This window comes from Pedobacter sp. R-06 (genome assembly GCF_049913135.1).
In the GTDB taxonomy this organism is placed as follows: domain Bacteria; phylum Bacteroidota; class Bacteroidia; order Sphingobacteriales; family Sphingobacteriaceae; genus Pedobacter.
Genome location: NZ_CP183977.1, coordinates 5,611,852 through 5,630,612, shown reverse-complemented (window position 1 = coordinate 5,630,612; position 18,761 = coordinate 5,611,852). Strand labels below are relative to the sequence as shown.

9 protein-coding genes are annotated in these 18,761 nt (G+C 37.5%); all 9 read left to right on the top strand.

What is annotated here, in order from left to right:
* The first annotated feature begins 8 nt into the window (after positions 1-8).
* Positions 9-3,056 (top strand): SusC/RagA family TonB-linked outer membrane protein, encoded by a 3,048-nt coding sequence (locus ACN9MR_RS22770; RefSeq protein ID WP_426326823.1) that lies wholly within the window; start codon positions 9-11, stop codon positions 3,054-3,056.
* An 11-nt stretch (positions 3,057-3,067) separates the two neighbouring features.
* Positions 3,068-4,486 (top strand): SusD/RagB family nutrient-binding outer membrane lipoprotein, encoded by a 1,419-nt coding sequence (locus ACN9MR_RS22765; protein ID WP_426326822.1) that lies wholly within the window; start codon positions 3,068-3,070, stop codon positions 4,484-4,486.
* A 155-nt stretch (positions 4,487-4,641) separates the two neighbouring features.
* The gene (locus tag ACN9MR_RS22760; RefSeq protein WP_426326821.1) at positions 4,642-7,131 is read left to right on the top strand and encodes a M14 family metallopeptidase; all 2,490 of its coding nucleotides are present in this window, start codon (positions 4,642-4,644) and stop codon (positions 7,129-7,131) included.
* Positions 7,132-7,308: 177 nt separating this feature from the next.
* Positions 7,309-10,521, top strand: coding sequence for a SusC/RagA family TonB-linked outer membrane protein (locus ACN9MR_RS22755; RefSeq protein ID WP_426326820.1), 3,213 nt, complete (start codon positions 7,309-7,311; stop codon positions 10,519-10,521).
* Between the two features lie 12 nt (positions 10,522-10,533).
* A complete protein-coding gene (locus ACN9MR_RS22750) occupies positions 10,534-12,027 on the top strand; it encodes a SusD/RagB family nutrient-binding outer membrane lipoprotein (protein WP_426326819.1) in 1,494 nt (497 codons plus the stop codon).
* Positions 12,028-12,051: 24 nt separating this feature from the next.
* Positions 12,052-12,540 (top strand): lipid-binding protein, encoded by a 489-nt coding sequence (locus ACN9MR_RS22745; RefSeq protein WP_426326818.1) that lies wholly within the window; start codon positions 12,052-12,054, stop codon positions 12,538-12,540.
* 376 nt (positions 12,541-12,916) lie between these two features.
* Positions 12,917-16,087, top strand: coding sequence for a SusC/RagA family TonB-linked outer membrane protein (locus tag ACN9MR_RS22740; RefSeq protein ID WP_426326817.1), 3,171 nt, complete (start codon positions 12,917-12,919; stop codon positions 16,085-16,087).
* 10 nt (positions 16,088-16,097) lie between these two features.
* A complete protein-coding gene (locus ACN9MR_RS22735; RefSeq protein WP_426326816.1) occupies positions 16,098-17,507 on the top strand; it encodes a RagB/SusD family nutrient uptake outer membrane protein in 1,410 nt (469 codons plus the stop codon).
* Between the two features lie 50 nt (positions 17,508-17,557).
* A complete protein-coding gene (locus ACN9MR_RS22730; RefSeq protein WP_426326815.1) occupies positions 17,558-18,265 on the top strand; it encodes a hypothetical protein in 708 nt (235 codons plus the stop codon).
* Positions 18,266-18,761: the final 496 nt, after the last annotated feature.

Genomic DNA, 18,761 nt, shown 5'->3' with positions numbered 1-18,761 from the left:
CATAAAACATGAAGAAACTATTACAAAGTTTGTTCGTTCTGCTGCTGTTTGCATCTATTGCGATGGCGCAAGAAAGAACTGTTGTGGGCACGGTTACATCAAAAGAAGATGGTGCGCCAATCCCCGGGGTAAGTATAAAAGTAATCGGTACCAATATAGGCGTATCAACCGGAGCAGATGGGAAATTCTCCTTAAAAATTTCCTCGGAAGCGAAAAGTTTGCAATTCTCTTCATTAGGATTCTCTACACAAACTGTAAGTATCGGAGCTTCCAATATAATTAATGTTGTGTTACTCACAGATTCGAAAATTTTAGGAGAGGTGGTAGTAACGGCTTTGGGTATAAAAAGAGAGAAACGGACACTAACTTATTCTACACAAGAGGTTAGTGGAGGCGCTTTGGTAGACGCGAAAGAAAACAATCTGGTTAATGCCTTAGCGGGTAAAGTGGCGGGTGTTCAGATTACAAACTCAAGTGGTGCAGCCGGAGGATCTTCAAAAATTGTAATCCGGGGTAATACATCATTGACGGGAGAAAATGGAGCACTTTTTATTCTGGATGGCGTGCCTATTGATAACTCTGAAGCAGGTAATCCTGATGGTGCGCTAAGTGCCGGAGGAACATCAAACCGTGCCATTGATATTGATCCGAATATTATTGAAAGCGTAACAATATTAAAAGGAGCAGCAGCAAGTGCTTTGTACGGTGCTGCGGCAGCTAGAGGTGTAGTAATTATTACAACTAAAACAGGAAAAGGAAAACCATCTGTAGCCTTAAGTTCTGGTGTAACGTTTGATAATCCTATATTTCCTGAGTTTCAGGACAAGTATGCGCAAGGTAGCAATGGCGTTTATGTTGATGGAAATAATGGCAAGCTAAGTTCATCTTCATGGGGACCACTTATCGATGGTTTAATGGTAAACGGACAGCCTGTAGAGAAACATGATCCCAGAAAGGAATTCTTTAAAACAGGTTTTACAACAGATAATACTTTAGCTGTAAATGGTTCAACAGATAATTCAACTTATCTCGTTTCTTACTCCTATTTAAAAACTAATGGAACGGTACCATCGACAGATTTTGGACGACATTCATTGTTTACAAAATTTTCTAACAAAATAACAAAAGACATTACCCTTACCGGTCAGTTTAACTATGTTAATTCTGTAAATAACCGTTTGGCTGAAGGTAATGGATTAGCTAGCCCATATTGGACTGTTTATGCTGCTCCTATCTCATGGAATCCGTTCCCGACAACAAATCCTGATGGTTCACAGCGGGTATACCGGGCGGCCAGGAATAATCCATACTGGTTGGTGGATAATACCAAGTTTGTTTCTGCGGTTAACCGTTTTTTACCGGTACTTACTGTGAGCTACAATCCTTTACCATGGTTAACCATAACCGAACGCGGAGGCGCTGACATTTACAATGATGTTAGCAACTATCATGAAGCACCAGGAATAGTAGGTGGAGAATCTGCAGATGGTAAAATGTATAACCGTGAAATAAATTACAAGCAGTTTAATAATGACATTATTGTTGAGGCCAAAAAGAACTTTAATGAAGATTGGTTTGGTAGCATACTTGTAGGTAACAATATTTTAAGCAATTCTCAAAGGAATGTGTTCGATAAAGGAGTAGGCTTATCTGTTACTGATTTTTACAACATCAATAATGCCTCCACTCAAATATCATCTATAAATAATTACACCAAAAGAAAAGTTGGCTATTATGCTCAGTTAACAACAGAGTATAAAAGAATGCTATCGTTATCATTAACTGGGCGTTATGACGGAACTTCGGTGTTAAGCCAGGATAAAAACTATTATCCTTACGGCTCTGCCTCTGCAGCCTTTATTTTTACGGAACCACTTCATCTAGAAGATAATGCCATATTGAATTTCGGTAAAATCAGGGTGTCGTATTCTTATGTAGGAAATGATAATGTAGGTCCTTATGCTTTAAATACCACTTATGTACACCCGGTAATTTCAAATATAGAATTCCCTTACCAAGGTCAAAATGGATTTTTGCTAACCAATACTTATGGTGATCCAAATCTTAAAAATGAAGGACTAAAAGAGTTTGAAACAGGGCTTGAGCTAAAGATGTTTAGAAGTAGATTAAGTATAGAAGCCACTTATTTCGACAAAAAAAGCGTTGATTTAATCACAACTACACCCATTACACCATCTTCGGGCTTTAATGCAGCTACGATCAATGCAGCAAGTATGTACAATAAAGGGATAGAGTTAATACTTAACGGCACACCGGTTAAAACAAAGGATATTACCTGGAATATTGGCCTTAATTTCTCTAAAATCAAAAATGAGGTTACTGAAATTGGCCAGGGCCTTGATAATATACAATTTGCAGGTTTTACAAACCCAGGTATTTTTGCCTATAAAAACCAACCATATGGAGTAATATTCGGTTCCAGGTATAAAAGGAATAATGACGGCAAAATGCTAATTGATGATGAGGGTTATCCAATTATTGATGACCAACTTGGCGTAATTGGAAATACAACACCAAAGTGGAATGCAGGGCTAACAACAACTTTCACTTATAAAGGATTGAGCCTGTCTGCAGTATTTGACATGAGGTATGGTGGTGATGTATATAATTTAGATGGCCATTATTTAGATTTTTATGGAACAACCAAAAAAACTGAAGATAGAACAGCAACTAAAGTATTTGATGGAATTAGAGAAAGTGATGGTGCGGTAAATACAACTGTGGCAAAGCTTGATCAGGGGTATTATCAAAATAATGAAAGTGTAGTTGATGAAACTGGTGTGGAAGACGGTACTTATTATAAATTAAGACAGGTAACGTTAGCCTATACCTTTAATCCGTCCTTTTTAAAGAGAACGCCGTTTAAAGGATTAAGTATCTCAGCTACAGGTAGAAATTTATGGCTTTACGCACCACATTATACGGGTTCAGACCCAGAGGTGAGCTTGTATGGAACGGGCAATGGGGCAAGTTTTACCAATTTTGTTACGCCAACCAACAGGAGCTATAATTTCGCTATAAAAGTTACTTTTTAATTTCGAAGAACATGAAAATCATATATTATTCAATAACAATTTTATTACTGCTTTCTGTTACTAGCTGTAAGAAATTTCTTGATGTTAATCAAGACCCAAATAATCCGACAAAGGTGCAGGAATCGTTGATTTTGTCACCGATTGAGCTTTATACTACTACTCAAATTGCGGCTGGTTACCCGTCGGTTACTACAGCTTATTGGACACAGCAGTTGGCCTTAAATCAGGAATCGCCAAACATCGACACTTACCGCATTACCCCGACAGACGTAAACAATACCTGGAGTTTTGATCTTTACCCAGCTATCTTTTATAATTTACGTACGATGATTAGTAATGCCGATCAGAAAGGTAACACAGGCTATTCGGGTGTAGGAAAAGTATTACTAGCTTATAATTTAGCTGTTTGTACTGATTTATGGGGAGATGTTCCTTATACACAGGCTTTCCAAGCTTTAAATGGTGTAAAACCAGCATACGATTCTCAAGAAAGTATCTATAAAATTATTCAATCAACTCTTGATGAGGCTATTGCTAAATTGAATACACCTCCTGGAGGCAAACTTGTAGGTTCTGATGATTTTATTTATGGCGGAAATTTAGCTGCGTGGAAAAAGTTTGCCTATACACTTAAGGCACGATACTATCTTCGATTAAGCAAAGCGGCAGGTTACAATGCAGCAACACAAGCAGATCTGGCGCTAACAGCCCTTCAGAACGGTTTTGCTTCAAATGCAGATAATGCTTCACTAACCTATGCAGGAACGGCGAAAGCTGAAAACCCATGGTATCAGAATACATTACCAGGTGCGGGAGGGGTTGTCTTATCTTCGTATTTAGTTAATATTCTACAATCAAATAATGATCCAAGACTACCGATATTGGCAAATCAAGGCTCGGGGAGCAACTATATTGGAAGAACAAGTGGTACTGCTGCTGCAACAGATCCAACTATATATGCGACCGTGGGAACATTTTACGGTGGATTTATAGATGGAAACGATAGCGGCTCAGCAGCTCCGGTATTCCTGGCAACCTATGCTGAAGCATTATTTATTAAAGCAGAGGCTACACTTTACAAATCAGGAGCAGCTGCGGCCACACCGATATACAATAGTGCCATTGCCGCTCACATGGATATGCTAAAAGTTGCTGCAACAGATAAGGCTACTTATCTTGCTGCTCATGCAACACTTGATCCTTCAGTGCCTTTAAAAACAATAATTGGCGAAAAATACATTGCCGATTTTTTATCGCTGGAGGTGTATAACGATTGGCGTAGAACAGGTTATCCTGCCTTATCTGTGGTTCAAAATGCATTTAAGCCTTATATCCCACAGCGCTTTCCTTATCCTTCGCAAGAAATCACCTCAAACCCGCAACCACAGCAAAGTATAGCCACTTCAACTAAGGTTTGGTGGGCTAATTAACTTTTTTTGACCTTTTTTAAAGGCAATCCGGTTCTGGATTGCCTTTTTTTGTTTCAAGGTCTACTTATACTGAGTTTAAACCACAAGAATGATATAATTTGCCAGATTAAAATCAAGATTATTTTATGTATAATTGATTCAACAATTAATTTTTCATGAGATACGTTCTGTTTTGCATTGCATTATTCATTAATCTAAGTGTTTATGGCCAAATAAAAAGTCCCGACGATTTTTTGGGATATGAGCTAGGTTCGCACTTTACTCCTCACCATAAAGTAGCCGATTATTTTAGGCAAACTGCTGCAGCTGCTGCTAAAAATATGAAGCTGATAGAATATGGTAAAACCAATGAAGGCAGACCGTTAATGGTTGCAGTCATTTCTTCGGCAGAAAATATAGCCAGACTGGAACAGATCAGAAATAACAATTTAGTTTTGGCAACAGGTACAAATAATAGCGTCGATTTAACAAATCAACCTGCCATACTTTGGTTAAGTTATAATGTGCACGGTAATGAGGCAAACTCAACTGAAACTTCAATGAAGATGCTTTATACCTTAGTTTCGGGTAATAATAAACCCGCAACAGAATGGTTAAAAAATACAGTTGTTGTGATTGACCCTTGTTTAAACCCCGATGGAAGAGACCGTTATGTGAATTATTTTAATAGTGTAGTGGGTAAAACACCCAATTCCGATCCATTATCCAGAGAACACATAGAGCCGTGGCCGGGCGGCAGGCCAAATCATTATTATTTCGATTTAAACCGCGATTGGGCCTGGCAAACACAGGTTGAAAGCCAGCAAAGGTTAGCGCTGTATAACCAATGGATGCCTCAGGTACATGTCGATTTTCATGAGCAAAGCTATAATGAGCCTTACTATTTTGCACCGGCAGCAGAACCGGTTCACCAGGACATTACACCTTGGCAAAAAAGTTTCCAGGTGGTAGTAGGTAAAAATAACGCCAGGTATTTTGATGCAGAAGGTTGGCAATACTTCACCAAAGAGCGTTTTGATTTGCTATATCCATCTTATGGTGATACTTATCCCTTGTACAACGGATCAATAGGTATGACCTATGAGCAGGGTGGAATCAGGGCAGGATTATCGGTAGTAACCAATGATGGCGATACCTTAACCTTAAAAGACCGTATCGCGCACCACTTTACAACAGGAATGTCGACCCTTGAAGTAACCTCCTTAAACCATCAGAAATTATTAGAGGAGTATAAAAAATATTTTCAGCAGGAATTAGCCAATAGTCCTGGGGTTTATAAAAGTTATATCATAAAAGCGACGAATTTGTCCCGCTTAAAAAAATTGGCCGAACTGCTAAGCAAAAATAAAATCGAATTTGCTTTTGGTGGCGATAAAACGGGAAGAGGTTATGACTATGATACCCAAAAGGAAGAAAATTTTAGCATCGCGCGTAACGATTTAATTGTTAATATTCAGCAGCCAAGGGCAGTTTTGGCTAACGTTTTATTAGAGCCCCAAACCCTCGTAACCGACTCTAATACCTATGATATTACAGCATGGGCCCTACCTTATGTGTATGGATTAAAAGGCTATGCCAGTAAAGAAAGTATTAAAGGAAAATATTCAGCTATTGAAGAGCCAAAGATAATCAATAATGAACTTGAGAAGCCCCTAGCCTGGTTATTTAGCTGGGGAACAAGCGAAGATGTTCAGGTTTTAACGGCACTGCAAAAAGAAAATATAAAAGTTAGACAGGCCGATCAGCCTTTTTCTGTAAATGGTAAAGACTATCCTGCCGGAACCCTAATTGTGTTGAGGGCAGAAAATGAAAGGCAGATCAAAGGGATGAAAGATAAGGTTGCATCGATCGCCAAAACCTTGAACAGGCCAATTCAGGCAATTAGCAGTGGTTTTGTAGAGAAGGGAAAGGATTTTGGCTCTAATGTTTATCCATTGTTAAAACAGCCTAAAATTGCCATTGTATCTGGTATGGAGGTTTCTTCTCTCGCGTTTGGCGAAGCTTGGTTTTTTCTTGAACATGATCTAAATCTTTCACCAAGTATTATTAATGCTAAAGATCTGAATAACCTGGATATTAATAAGGTAAACACCTTGATTTTGCCGGATGGAAGTTATAGTGCTTTTATTGGTGATGGTTTAACCGCATGGCTAAATAAAGGAGGAAGATTGGTTTTGATGGAAGATGCAATCGAAAGTGTATTCGAGAAAAAAGGATTTGATATTAAAAAGAAGGAAGCGGCTGTGAAAAAAGATGAAAAGCCAGAGGCAAACAAACTTCTTTTCAAGGATAAGGACAGAGATGATTTCGAAACTACCATACCCGGTGCAATTTATCGGATTAATCTCGATGCTAGTCACCCGTTTTCCTATGGTTTGGGTAAAACTTACTACAGTTTAAAAACAGACCGTAAGATTTATGAACCTTTTGTTAAAGGTTGGAATGTGGGTTTAATTAACGAAAAAAGTTTAATGGCCGGCGTAGTTGGTAAAAAAGCAAGGGAAGAGCTTAAAACCGGGCTTTTAATTGGTGTCCAGGATTTCGGGCGGGGTCAGGTAGTTTATTTGGCTAACGACCCACTGTTTAGAAACTTCTGGGAGGGTGGAAAAACCTTATTCGGGAATATAATTTTTTGTGGATATTAGTCATTTTTAATCAATTATACCAAAAATAACCACTAAAATAATACAAATGTATCTTTTTGATTATTAATGAGATATGCTTTCAGTAAGTGGGTTATGTTAAAAAATGTTAAAAATATCTTGGCTTGAGCGATAGCAAAGCCTAAATTTACCGAACATTTAACTAACCTATTTAAAACGATGAAAAAACTTCTACAGAGTTTGTTCATGCTGATGCTGCTTGCGATTTCCGCGAATGCACAGGATCGAACAATTACGGGGACAGTTACGGCGCAAGATGACAAATTGCCCATTCCTGGAGTCAGCATTAAAGTACTAGGAACAACATTAGGAACATCGACTGATCCTAGTGGAAAGTACACATTAAAAGTTCCATCTACAGCAAAATCATTAGAATTTTCATCTATTGGTTTTGCAACTCAAACACGGGAGATTGGCTCTCAAACTGTAATTAATGTAGCTTTATCTTCAGATTCTAAACAACTTGGAGAAGTAGTGGTTACCGCTTTAGGGGTTTCCAGAGAAAAGAAAACCTTAGGTTACTCTTCTACTCAAGTTGGAACAGACGACATCAACAGGGGTGCCCCAACCAACGCGGTTGCAGGCTTGCAGGGTAAAGTTGCCGGGGTAGACATTTCTACTACTTCAGGCTCTCCGGGCGGATCGAGTAAAGTGATCTTAAGAGGCTTCTCTTCGGTTGGTGGTAATAACCAGCCGCTTTACGTAATTGATGGGGTTCCAATCAATAACTCAAGGCCAGGAGGTACGTCAGCAGATGGTTCTGTTGGAGATATTTCTGAGAACTACGACTTTGGAAATGGTGCGAACGATATCAATCCAAACGATATTGAGACGATCAGTATCCTTAAAGGAGCAGCAGCAAGTTCATTGTATGGATCTAGGGCATCAAATGGTGTAATCTTAATTACCACTAAAAAAGGCAAGGCAGGCGCGTTAAAAATTGACCTGAGCTCGGCAGCTTCTTTTACTAATGTTGCTATTGTACCAAGTATTCAGGATCAATATGGTCAAGGTTGGAGCAAGCAGAACTGGTTAGCTGAAAACGGAAGCTGGGGGCCGAAATTGGATGGTATGACCAGACCCTGGGGCCCAATTGTTAACGGCGATCAGGAATCAAAACCATTTGTAGCTGTTAAGGATAATTTCCGTGATGCATTTGATACAGGCCAGGAGTTTAACAATACTTTGGCACTGAGCGGCGGTAACGAAACCTCAACTTTCCATTTTTCTTACGGTAACATCTATAGCGATGGTATTTTACCAGGATCGAACGACATGTATAAGCGTAATAACTTGTCATTAAATGCTTCAACCAAGTATAAAGGACTTACTATAACCGCTTCTGCAAATTATGTTGGCAAGAATACCAGGGCCGTTCAAACTGGTCAGGCAGTATCTGGTATAGGGTCGTCATTTTATGAAGATTTATTACAAATTCCTGTAGATTATCCGTTTACCAATTTTAAAGATTACAATAATAAATTCTACAATGTAGATAATTATTTTAGTCCATTTGCGCAAAACCCGTATTACTCTATTTACGAAAATGGCTCGCGTTTTAAAAGTGATCGTTTTTATGGGAACGTAGATGCTAAATTTAAAGTAACAGATTGGCTATCGTTCCAGTTCCAACAAGGAGCCGATCTAACCAACAACGCAACTAAGTTCTGGAACGCAAAAAACAATCCTGCTATTGGTAGCTGGGCTGGCGGTGGAAATGATGAAGGTGCTGTTAGGCAAGAGAGTGTTGGTAACGTAGTTGAAGGCGCAGAAAGATACTTTGAATACGATTCGAAATTCAATGCCCTTTTTACTAAAAAGTTCGGAACCGATTTTGATCTCAATGGCTTAATAGGTGTTAACTATAACGATAGAGGCTACCGTTCGCTTTATACTGGAGTAGAGAATTTAGCTATCCCAGGTTTTTATCAGATTAACAATAGTGCAAACGATCCAACTAGTACAAGTGCAGAAAGTGAAAGAAGATTATTTGGTGTATATGCTTCTGCTACATTAGGCTATAAAAACTATGCCTTTTTAACTTTAAATGCCAGAAACGACTGGAGTTCTACCCTTCCTGCTAATAACAGAAGCTTCTTTTATCCTGGCGCAAACTTAGCTGTTGTGGTATCAGATGCTGTAGATTTATCATCTGCAAACATCAGTTTCCTGAAAGTTAGGGCTGCGGTTGGTCAAACCGGTAGTGATACTGATCCTTACCGCATTTTCAATACTTTATCCAGAACAAGCGCAGCATTAGGCTTTGGTAACATCATCTTCCCAATTGCCGGCGTACCAGGCTACTCTGTTTCTAACGTGTTAAATAATCCGGATCTAAGACCTGAGATCAGTACAGAAACAGAGTTTGGTGGAGAGATCAGATTCTTTAATAACCGTTTAGGTTTAGATGTTTCTTATTATAACCGTGTAACTAAAGATCAGATTATCCCTGTTGTTACTGCGCCATCATCAGGTGTAACTTCAAGAGTAGTAAATTTTGGTAAGGTTCGTAACCGTGGTGTGGAGATCGCATTAACAGGTACACCAATTAAAAACGAGAACTTTACCTGGGATATTGGCTATACCTTTACAAGAAACCGCAACCTGGTATTGGAGCTGCCTGATGGATTAGATAAACTAATTTTAAACACCGCATACGATGCTCAGTTTGTGGCAAGAGTAGGACAGCCATTAGGCGTTTTAGAAGCCCCTGTTGCAAAATACGATCCACAAGGTAGAATCGTTGTAGGCAGTAATGGTTTCCCGTTGCTTGCTGACAATAATGGAAGTTATGGAACTTCACAACGTGACTTCATTATGGGTTTAACCAACTCTTTTAAATTTAAAGAATTTACCTTAGGTTTTACCTTAGATTATCGTAAGGGTGGCGTGTTTTATTCAGGAACAGCAGATTTGTTGAATTTCGTGGGTAATGATATCAAAACCTTATACAACGATAGAAGAACATTTATTATTCCTAATTCGGTTGTTCAGGTTAATAACCCTGGAGGTGGAGTAAGTTACGTAGAAAATACAACGCCTATTACTGAAGGAAACGTAAATGCATTATATTATACCAATAATGGTAAAGCAATTGCCTATCAAAACAGAATTTTAGATAAAACCTTCTTAAAAGTAAGAGATATCACATTATCTTATTCATTGCCAAAATCGATTGCTCAAAAAATCAGAGCAGATAGGGCTACACTAACTGTTTATGGCCGTAACCTGATTACCTGGTTGCCAAGAGAGAACAGGACTATTGATCCAGAGGTTTCTAACTTTGGTAATGATTTAACCAGTGAGTTTGGAGAGTTCAGAACAGGGCCATCTGTTCGTAATGTTGGTCTTTCTTTAAACTTAACCTTTTAATCGCATCTAAGTATGAAAAATATAATAAGAAAAACGCAAGTTTTAGCTTTTTCGACTTTGTTGATTGTTGCGAGTTGTAAGAAACTCGACATTAACCAAAGTCCGAACAACCCCCCTGTTGAATCTGCTACGGTTGAGACTCTGTTTCCCTCTGCAGTTATTTCGACAGTATCCAGAACTGGTGGCGACTTGTCGATTATTGGAGGCTTATGGGCACAGTTTTGGACCCAAAACAGTAATTCAAGCCAGTTCAGAACCGTAGATTCTTATGACGTTCAGGCAACATCTAATTTCATTAACGGACCTTATTCTGAATTATTTGCAGGTGCTTTGACCGATTATCAATTGGGTATTACCAAATCAGTGGAAATGCAAGACTGGAGATATAATCTGATGAATACGGTAATGAAAGCCTATACTTACGAAGTATTGGTCGATTTGTTTGATAAAGTTCCTTATTCGGAGGCGCTTAAGGCTGGTGCAAATCTTCAGCCTAAATTTGATGACGGTTATACTATCTACACTTCATTAATTGCTGAAATTAATGCTGCGCTGGCTAAAGATTATAAAACAGCGCCACTTACAGATGCCCAGATTAAAACAGATTTTGTTTTCGGAAAAAAAGGAACATCTGCTGATGTTATGGCTAGCTGGGAAAAATTTGCAAATACCTTAAAACTGAAAATGTATTTAAGAATGGTTAATGCTAAACCTGCTGAAGCACAAGCTGGCATATTAAAGCTTTACCAGGATGGGGCTAAATTTCTTGATGAAGATGCAAAAGTGGATATATTTACAGATGTACCTAATAAGAGTAATCCTTTTTATGAGTATAATTTCAGGAGGTTAAATACACCTGATAACTTAAAAGCAAGTGTTACATTTACTTCATGGTTAATTAAAAACCAGGATCCAAGAGTAGAAGTGTATTTTGGAGAGGCCACCCCGATTTCTATCAATCAGGGAGATTACCTTGGAGCGGCAGCTCATCCCGAGTACAATAATGCTGTTAATGTTGTAGTAAACGCAACAGATGCTGTTCCGCTAATTTCCAGAGACGAATCTTATTTTATGCAAGCCGAAGCACGTTTGCGCTATTTTGGTGGTGCCGGAGCTGAAGTACTTTATAACGATGGGGTTAAAACAGCATTTAGTAAACTTGGTTTAGATGGAACTACTTTACTATCGACAACATATAAATATCCGGCATCAGCTGATAAAGAAGTAAATCTGGAAGCGATTATTGTTCAGAAATGGGCATCCTTATTTGGCTCGCATGCTTTAGAGGCTTTCTTTGAGCAAAACAGAACCGGATATCCTAAAACCACCACAGTCTATTCGACAGAAGCAGGTTATACCCCGGGTCAATTGGTTTATACACCAAATGGCGTAACAGGTGCAGGCAATTTTCCGAGGAGATTTGTGTATCCTGATTTTGAGAGAAGCAGAAACTCTAATACACCTGCACAGGTTCCTATTTATACAAAAGTTTGGTGGGGTAAATAATTGGTTTAATAATAAATTGATATCATGAAAAAGATTAATATAATATTCATTTTTATAGCACTCATCACGGTTGCAATAAGTGCTTGTAAAAAAGATCCCGAACCGGGCGGTACAGCAGTTCAGGATATGGCTGGCGACTGGCATGTTAAAGTAAACGAGGCAGGTGCTTATTCTACCTTATATACTTTTAACACATCAGAAAATACACCTAATGTAATGTGGGTACAGGCCGCAGGATTAAAATCTGGGGCTACAGTTTTGGCTATTAAGGGAAAAACCGGGGTAGATTATCCAAATAAACTTTTCTCAGGTGCAAACATCGCCAATGTATCTACCACTGCCGGGAAGCCCGCAAGTTTTTCCATTGCAAATGGAAAGATTATTCCGAATGGTACCAAAGGCCCTGTTTCTAAAAGCCCAACAGATTCAATTTATTTTGAATTAAATGTAAGCGGAACTGTATATAAAGTAAGCGGCTACCATAAAACGGGATTTTTGGAAGACCTTCCTTAGATGCTAGTTAATTATAAAGCGCATTGATGAGCAGTTGTAAAAAAAGAGATTTCCTTGATGGAAATCTCTTTTTGTTTATAGTAAGAGTTGTGTAATGAGTTTTACAAGAATTATATTTTGGCACAGTTTTTTGAAAATGTATTAATTGCGTTTAAAATGTCTAAATGGCAATTTTCGCTAATTTTGAGGTAAAATATGATTATAATATGTTACATTTTGTAGATAATCTCCCCAAATCCGCCTTTTTAATCAGACAATAATATTGTCAAAATAAGGTCATTATGTGCGTTTGTTTTGTTAAATTTTGTTAAAATGTTAGTTAACTCAGTTATATTTAACGCTTCAAATAACTATATCATTAACTAACTTAAATTTCATGAAAAAACTTCTACAAAGTTTGTTCGTTCTTTTGTTTGTAGCGTCGGCTGCATTTGCGCAGAACAGAACAATTACAGGTACAGTTACATCTGGAGACGATGGATTACCTTTACCTGGGGTAAGTGTTAAGGCTGCCGGAGCCAAGATTGCTGCTCAAACAGGATCTGATGGAAAGTTCTCTATCAGTTTACCTGCCAACATTACCTCTTTAGAATTCTCTTACCTTGGTTTTATTTCTCAAACAAAAGCAGTTGGGGCATCGGGGGTGGTAAACGTTATTTTAGCTGCTGATTCTAAAACATTAACAGACGTACTTGTTGTGGGTTACGGAGTTAAAGCTGTAAAAGACGTTAACGGTTCAATCTCAAAAGTAAAAGGATCTGATCTTGCAAGCCTGCCTATCGAAAGTTTTGATAAAGCTTTATCTGGTAAAGCAGCTGGTGTACAGATTTCTAGTTCCGGTGGTACTTTAGCTGATGGTGTTTCTATCCGTATTCGTGGTATTAACTCAATCTCAACAAGTTCATTGCCTCTAGTCGTAATTGATGGTATTCCTGCTAATACACTTGAAAACTTGAACCTTTTCAACGGAGGTAATGGTACACGTTTCGATCCATTAGCTTTGATCAATCCAAACGATATCGAATCTATTGAAGTATTGAAAGATGCGGGTGCATCTGTACTATACGGATCAAGAGCTGCAAATGGGGTAATCTTAATTACAACAAAGAAAGGTAAAAACGGAACTACTCTCTTTACTATCGATTCTAAAACTAATTTTGCAACGGCTTCAAAAGTTCCAGATCTTTTAAATGGCGATCAGTTCAATTTGATCAACAATGAAAAAGCAACTAATAGATACGGTGCTGCTGTAGGTGTTATTGCTAAAGATAGTGATATTGATGGCGACGGCGCCCCTGATAGAACGGACTGGATGAAACAAATTTTCAGAACAGGTAAAACTTTTGATAATACCGTATCTATTTCGGGTGGTACTGATAAGGCAACTTATTACGGTTCTGTTAGATATGCTGATCAAGAAGGTATCCTTTATGGTAATAAATTAAAAACAGGATCTGTTAGAGCGAACGTTGATGTTAGGCCTAAAAAATGGTTAAGATCTGGAGTTGAAATTTCTTACACAAAAAGTATTAACTATGGTGTATTAACTGATGGTTACTTGGCTGGTGCTTCTATTTCTGGTTATAATGCTGCTCCTACTGTTGCCGTATTCAATCCGAATGGACCTAAAGGTTATAACTTAACTTCAACTTCACCTGTAGGTTATTTAGGTTTAGGAAATAACGTTACTTCTTATTTAGGAACTAGTTTCATTGGAAACCGCGTTTACAATCCAATTGCAACTGTTGATTTACAAAGAAATCAAAATACACCACAAAACTTTGTTGGAAATGCTTATGTAGAAATTCAACCAATTAGTGGTTTAAAAATTACATCGAAATTTGGTGTTGATTATCAAAGCAATTTTGAAGATCAGTACTCTAACCCACTTATTGCTGGTTTAGGTCTGTCGTACTTAGGTTTAGTTCAGGATTATATTTTAACTAGAAACCAATGGGTTTGGCAGAATTTTGCAACATATGATAAAACAATTGCTCAAAAACACCGCATTAGCTTAACAGCAGGTGCCGAATATCAGTATACTAAACAACAGCAAATTTATGCTTCGGCAAATAACTTTGCTGATCCATTCTTTCAGAACATTATTGATGGTGCTTATACAGGTGCAGATCCTTCATCTGGTACTGTATTACTTGCATCAGGTGGTAGTTTGTTCTCAAATGGCCTAGAGTCATATTTTGGTAGAGCTGGTTATACTTATGACGACAAATACTTTATTGAGGGTGCAGTGAGAGCAGATGCTTTCTCTGGTTTCGGTGCTGCTTACCGTTGGGGTAAATTCCCAAGTGTATCTGCAGGCTGGATCGCCTCTCAAGAAAGTTTCTTAAAGGATAACAAATATATTAATTACTTAAAAATTAGAGGTAGTTATGGTTTAGTAGGTAACTCTAGAGGTGTAGGTTCTTATGCAGCTAGAACACTTTATTCAGGTGGAAGTTATACTACAGTTAACGGTTTTTCAAGCAGCCAGTTAGGAAATGCTGATTTAAGATGGGAAGCCTCAAAGAAATTAAATGTTGGATTTGATGCAAACATCCTTAACAGCAGAATTGGTATTACTTTGGATTATTTCAATACCAATGTATCTGACTTAATTTTAGCTGCTCCGGTTCTTTATACTGTGGGTGTGCCAAACTCATCAATTACAACCAATATTGGTTCGATGAAAAATGCTGGTATTGAGGTAACTTTAAACACCAAAAACATCCAGACTAAAGATTTTAACTGGACTTCATCATTCAACTTTACAAGAATCAAAAACAGAATTACAAGTTTAGTTGCTTCTAACAACAATGCAGATATTGCTTCAGCAAGTACAGTTGCAAGTGTTGGCCGTGCATTAGGAACTTACAAATTGGTTCAATGGGCGGGTGTAGATCCTCAAACTGGTTATCCAACCTGGTATGCAGCTGATGGTGTAACTAAAAAAATATGGAACCAGGCTACTCAAAAATATACTTTAGCAGACGGAACAGCTACATCTCTTACTGCTGCAGATCAGGTATATTTAGATGGAAAAACTGGCGCACCTAAATGGTATGGTGGTTTTGATAACACTTTTACTTATAAAGATTTTGATTTCAATATCTCATTGGTTTACCAAGGAGGTAACTACATCTATAACTCTACACTATCTGGTTTATTGGTAAATACTTTCCAAAACAATGATGCCAGAATTTTAGATCGTTGGACCACCCCAGGTCAGATTACTGATATTCCGAGATTGAATATGTTGGATCAAACAGCCAATCAAGCTTCAACCAGATTCCTTGAAAAAGGTGATTTCTTAAGAGCAAGAGCAATTTCATTAGGTTATAGATTAAAAGGCCAGTATCTTCAGAAATTGGGTATGACTAATTTGAGAGTATCTGCGCAAGTATATAACGCATTTCTTATTACAGGATATAGTGGTATAGATCCTGAGGTTAACAGTAACAGAAATAACACAAATATTGCTGTTGGTTATGATAACAGAGCCATTCCTCAGCCAAGAACATATACTATCGGTTTAACAGCAACTTTCTAAGAAAAATATCATGAAAATAAATTATAAATTCAGAAATATAAAGACTGCGCTATTTGCAGTATCGATTTTGGCACTTTCATCTTGTCAAAAAGATATCTTCGAAGAGCCTTTAACCAGTCTTTCTCCTTCTTCGGCTTTTGAGACAGCTGATCGTGTAGAAAAAGCCTCTGTGGGTATGTATGATCAATTGCAGAATGCTGAGTATTTTGGCGGTCGTGTATTGATTTATGCTGATGTACGTGGTACAGATGTAAATCCATCATCTTATTTTAACCCGCTACCACAGTTTACAACGGTTAATTCTAACAGTGCGTTCATTGGAACAGCTTGGCAAGCTGCTTATAGAACCATTGGTGAAGTAAACTTGTTTGTTAAAAACTTAGCAGCTTCTGGAAACATCGTTTCTGGTGCTAAAGTTAATCAGTACACAGGTGAAGCTAAATATATCCGTTCTTTGTGCTATTTCTATTTAGTGAATTTGTATGCACAGCCATATAAATTTACGGCTTCTGCAACGCATCCAGGTGTTCCTTTGGTTTTAACTAGTTCTGACGCGCCTTTCTCTGATGCTAATCAGGTTTCGAGATCAAGTGTAGCTGATGTTTACAATCAAATAGAAGCTGATTTACTTGATGCTGAAGCTAAGCTTCCGGTTGATTATGGAGATCCTACTTTATTAAACGTTGCAAGAGCAACCAAAGGCGCTGCTCAGGCGCTATTAGCTAGATTGTATCTTTACAAAGGAGATTATACCAAAGCAAATACTTATGCTGATAAAATTATCTCTTCAGGTAAGTATGGATTGAATGCAGATCCGTTAACTGCATTTAGAACTTACACTACAAAAGAAAGTATCTTTTCTGTAGCAATGAATGGTGGTGATAACCCAAATACCAATAACGCTTTGGGTCAGCACTATGCACCATCAAAAAGAGGCGATATTACAGTAAGTAATGAATATGTTGCTTTAATGGATCAAGCTAAGGATTTAAGATTTAAAAACTTGATTATTCAACAAGCGGGTTCTTACTGGACTACTAAATACTTAGGTGTTACGGATTGGGTTCCGGTTTCAAGATATTCTGAAATCTTATTAATTAAGGCAGAAGCTTTAGCCAATTTAGCTACTACAATTGATGTAACTGCATTAGGCTTATTAAACCAAGTAAGAGCAAGATCATTAGCTGATCCTGTTGTTGCAGCTACTAAGGCAGATTTAATTGCGGCTATTTTAAAAGAAAGAAGAATTGAACTTGCGTTTGAAGGACAGGGATCATTTGATTATTTACGTACAGGACGAGGAATACCTGCTCATAGTGTAGTTGCCGCACAAGCGTACGGATCTAATTATGTAATTTTTCCAATTCCATTTTACGATACTCAAAAAAATCCAAACTTGGCTCAAAACCCAGGTTACTAATAAATGATGTTAAAAGGCTAGGTTAATCACCTAGCCTTTTTTATTCTTATATGATGAAAACTAATAGATTTGTCTTCTTATCTCTGCTAGCTTTAATTTGTGTGCCTCATTTATTAAAAGCACAAGCTGAAGTTTTTATTGCGGATGCAGTATCTGGTAACCCACCAATGAAATCAATGCGGTATACTGATGTACACGGCTCTCCGTTTTTTAATGATAACTGGCTCGATGCTGTTGTAAAGCTAGCTGATGGTAAACTTTATAAAGGTGTAAAGTTAAAGTACGATCAGGTATTGGACGAAGTGTTTTTCTTAGGTCAGAATGACGCTGTTATGGCTTTTAAAAGCCCTGTTTTGGAATTTAAGATGGCAACGGTTTCTGTTGATGGACTTTTCAATGAAACTTATTTTGTTAATGGATTTGCGCCTATCGATGGAGCAACAGAGAAATCATATTACCAAAAGTTAGTATATGAGAACAATTCCAGAATACAACTAATAAAAAGAACTATAAAGAAAATTTATGAGTCAAGAGTATATAATTCGGCTGTAACAGATAAAACAGTAGAGCCAATTGTATATTATTATTTAAGCGATGGTAAGGCGGTATTAAAAAGAATAAAGCTCGATCGTAAATCCATAATTGCTGGTATTGGTAATAAACAAGACGAACTTGAAAGATTTGCAGAAACAAATAAGCTTAATCTTAAAAAAGAAGAAGATGTAATTAAATTGCTAATTTATTATAACTCTATTTAACCTGTTGTGGTAATTTTGTGAGTTTTCCAGGCGTGGCAGGCATCCTGAAATTTAAATTTGAGTGTATTTGATTCGATAATTTTTAATATAACAAAGCGTTTATATTAACCTTGCGACTGCCGCTATTGATTTGCTATTAACCAATCTTAAGAGCTGGTTCATCTCGCTCCTAGTCCCTTTCTCCTAGGCAGGCCTTGTATGTTTTCTGCATAAGGTTTAGCCTTTTCTGGTTTTATATATATTGTCTATAGCTATTGATATAGTGTTTTAGCTTTCTAAACCTTGTTTCCGAGACCTTTAATTGGGAATTATAAAAATTAGCTTATTTCGCCACGAGTATAATAGGTTGTTTAAAATATTTAAGTAAAACCATTATTTATAAGCTATTTATTTTTCTAAACCTTTACTGTCAGCTTTATCTTAATATTTGTTTAACTCGTCGGTGCCTTATTTGTTATAATATTCATTGTTTTTGTTGATTTTTTTTTGAATTTTA

Coding starts and splice junctions, on each gene's coding strand:
- ACN9MR_RS22770 (WP_426326823.1), top strand. CDS start 9: ATGAAGAAACTATTACAAAGTTTGTTCGTTCTGCTGCTGTTTGCATCT.
- ACN9MR_RS22765 (WP_426326822.1), top strand. CDS start 3,068: ATGAAAATCATATATTATTCAATAACAATTTTATTACTGCTTTCTGTT.
- ACN9MR_RS22760 (WP_426326821.1), top strand. CDS start 4,642: ATGAGATACGTTCTGTTTTGCATTGCATTATTCATTAATCTAAGTGTT.
- ACN9MR_RS22755 (WP_426326820.1), top strand. CDS start 7,309: ATGAAAAAACTTCTACAGAGTTTGTTCATGCTGATGCTGCTTGCGATT.
- ACN9MR_RS22750 (WP_426326819.1), top strand. CDS start 10,534: ATGAAAAATATAATAAGAAAAACGCAAGTTTTAGCTTTTTCGACTTTG.
- ACN9MR_RS22745 (WP_426326818.1), top strand. CDS start 12,052: ATGAAAAAGATTAATATAATATTCATTTTTATAGCACTCATCACGGTT.
- ACN9MR_RS22740 (WP_426326817.1), top strand. CDS start 12,917: ATGAAAAAACTTCTACAAAGTTTGTTCGTTCTTTTGTTTGTAGCGTCG.
- ACN9MR_RS22735 (WP_426326816.1), top strand. CDS start 16,098: ATGAAAATAAATTATAAATTCAGAAATATAAAGACTGCGCTATTTGCA.
- ACN9MR_RS22730 (WP_426326815.1), top strand. CDS start 17,558: ATGATGAAAACTAATAGATTTGTCTTCTTATCTCTGCTAGCTTTAATT.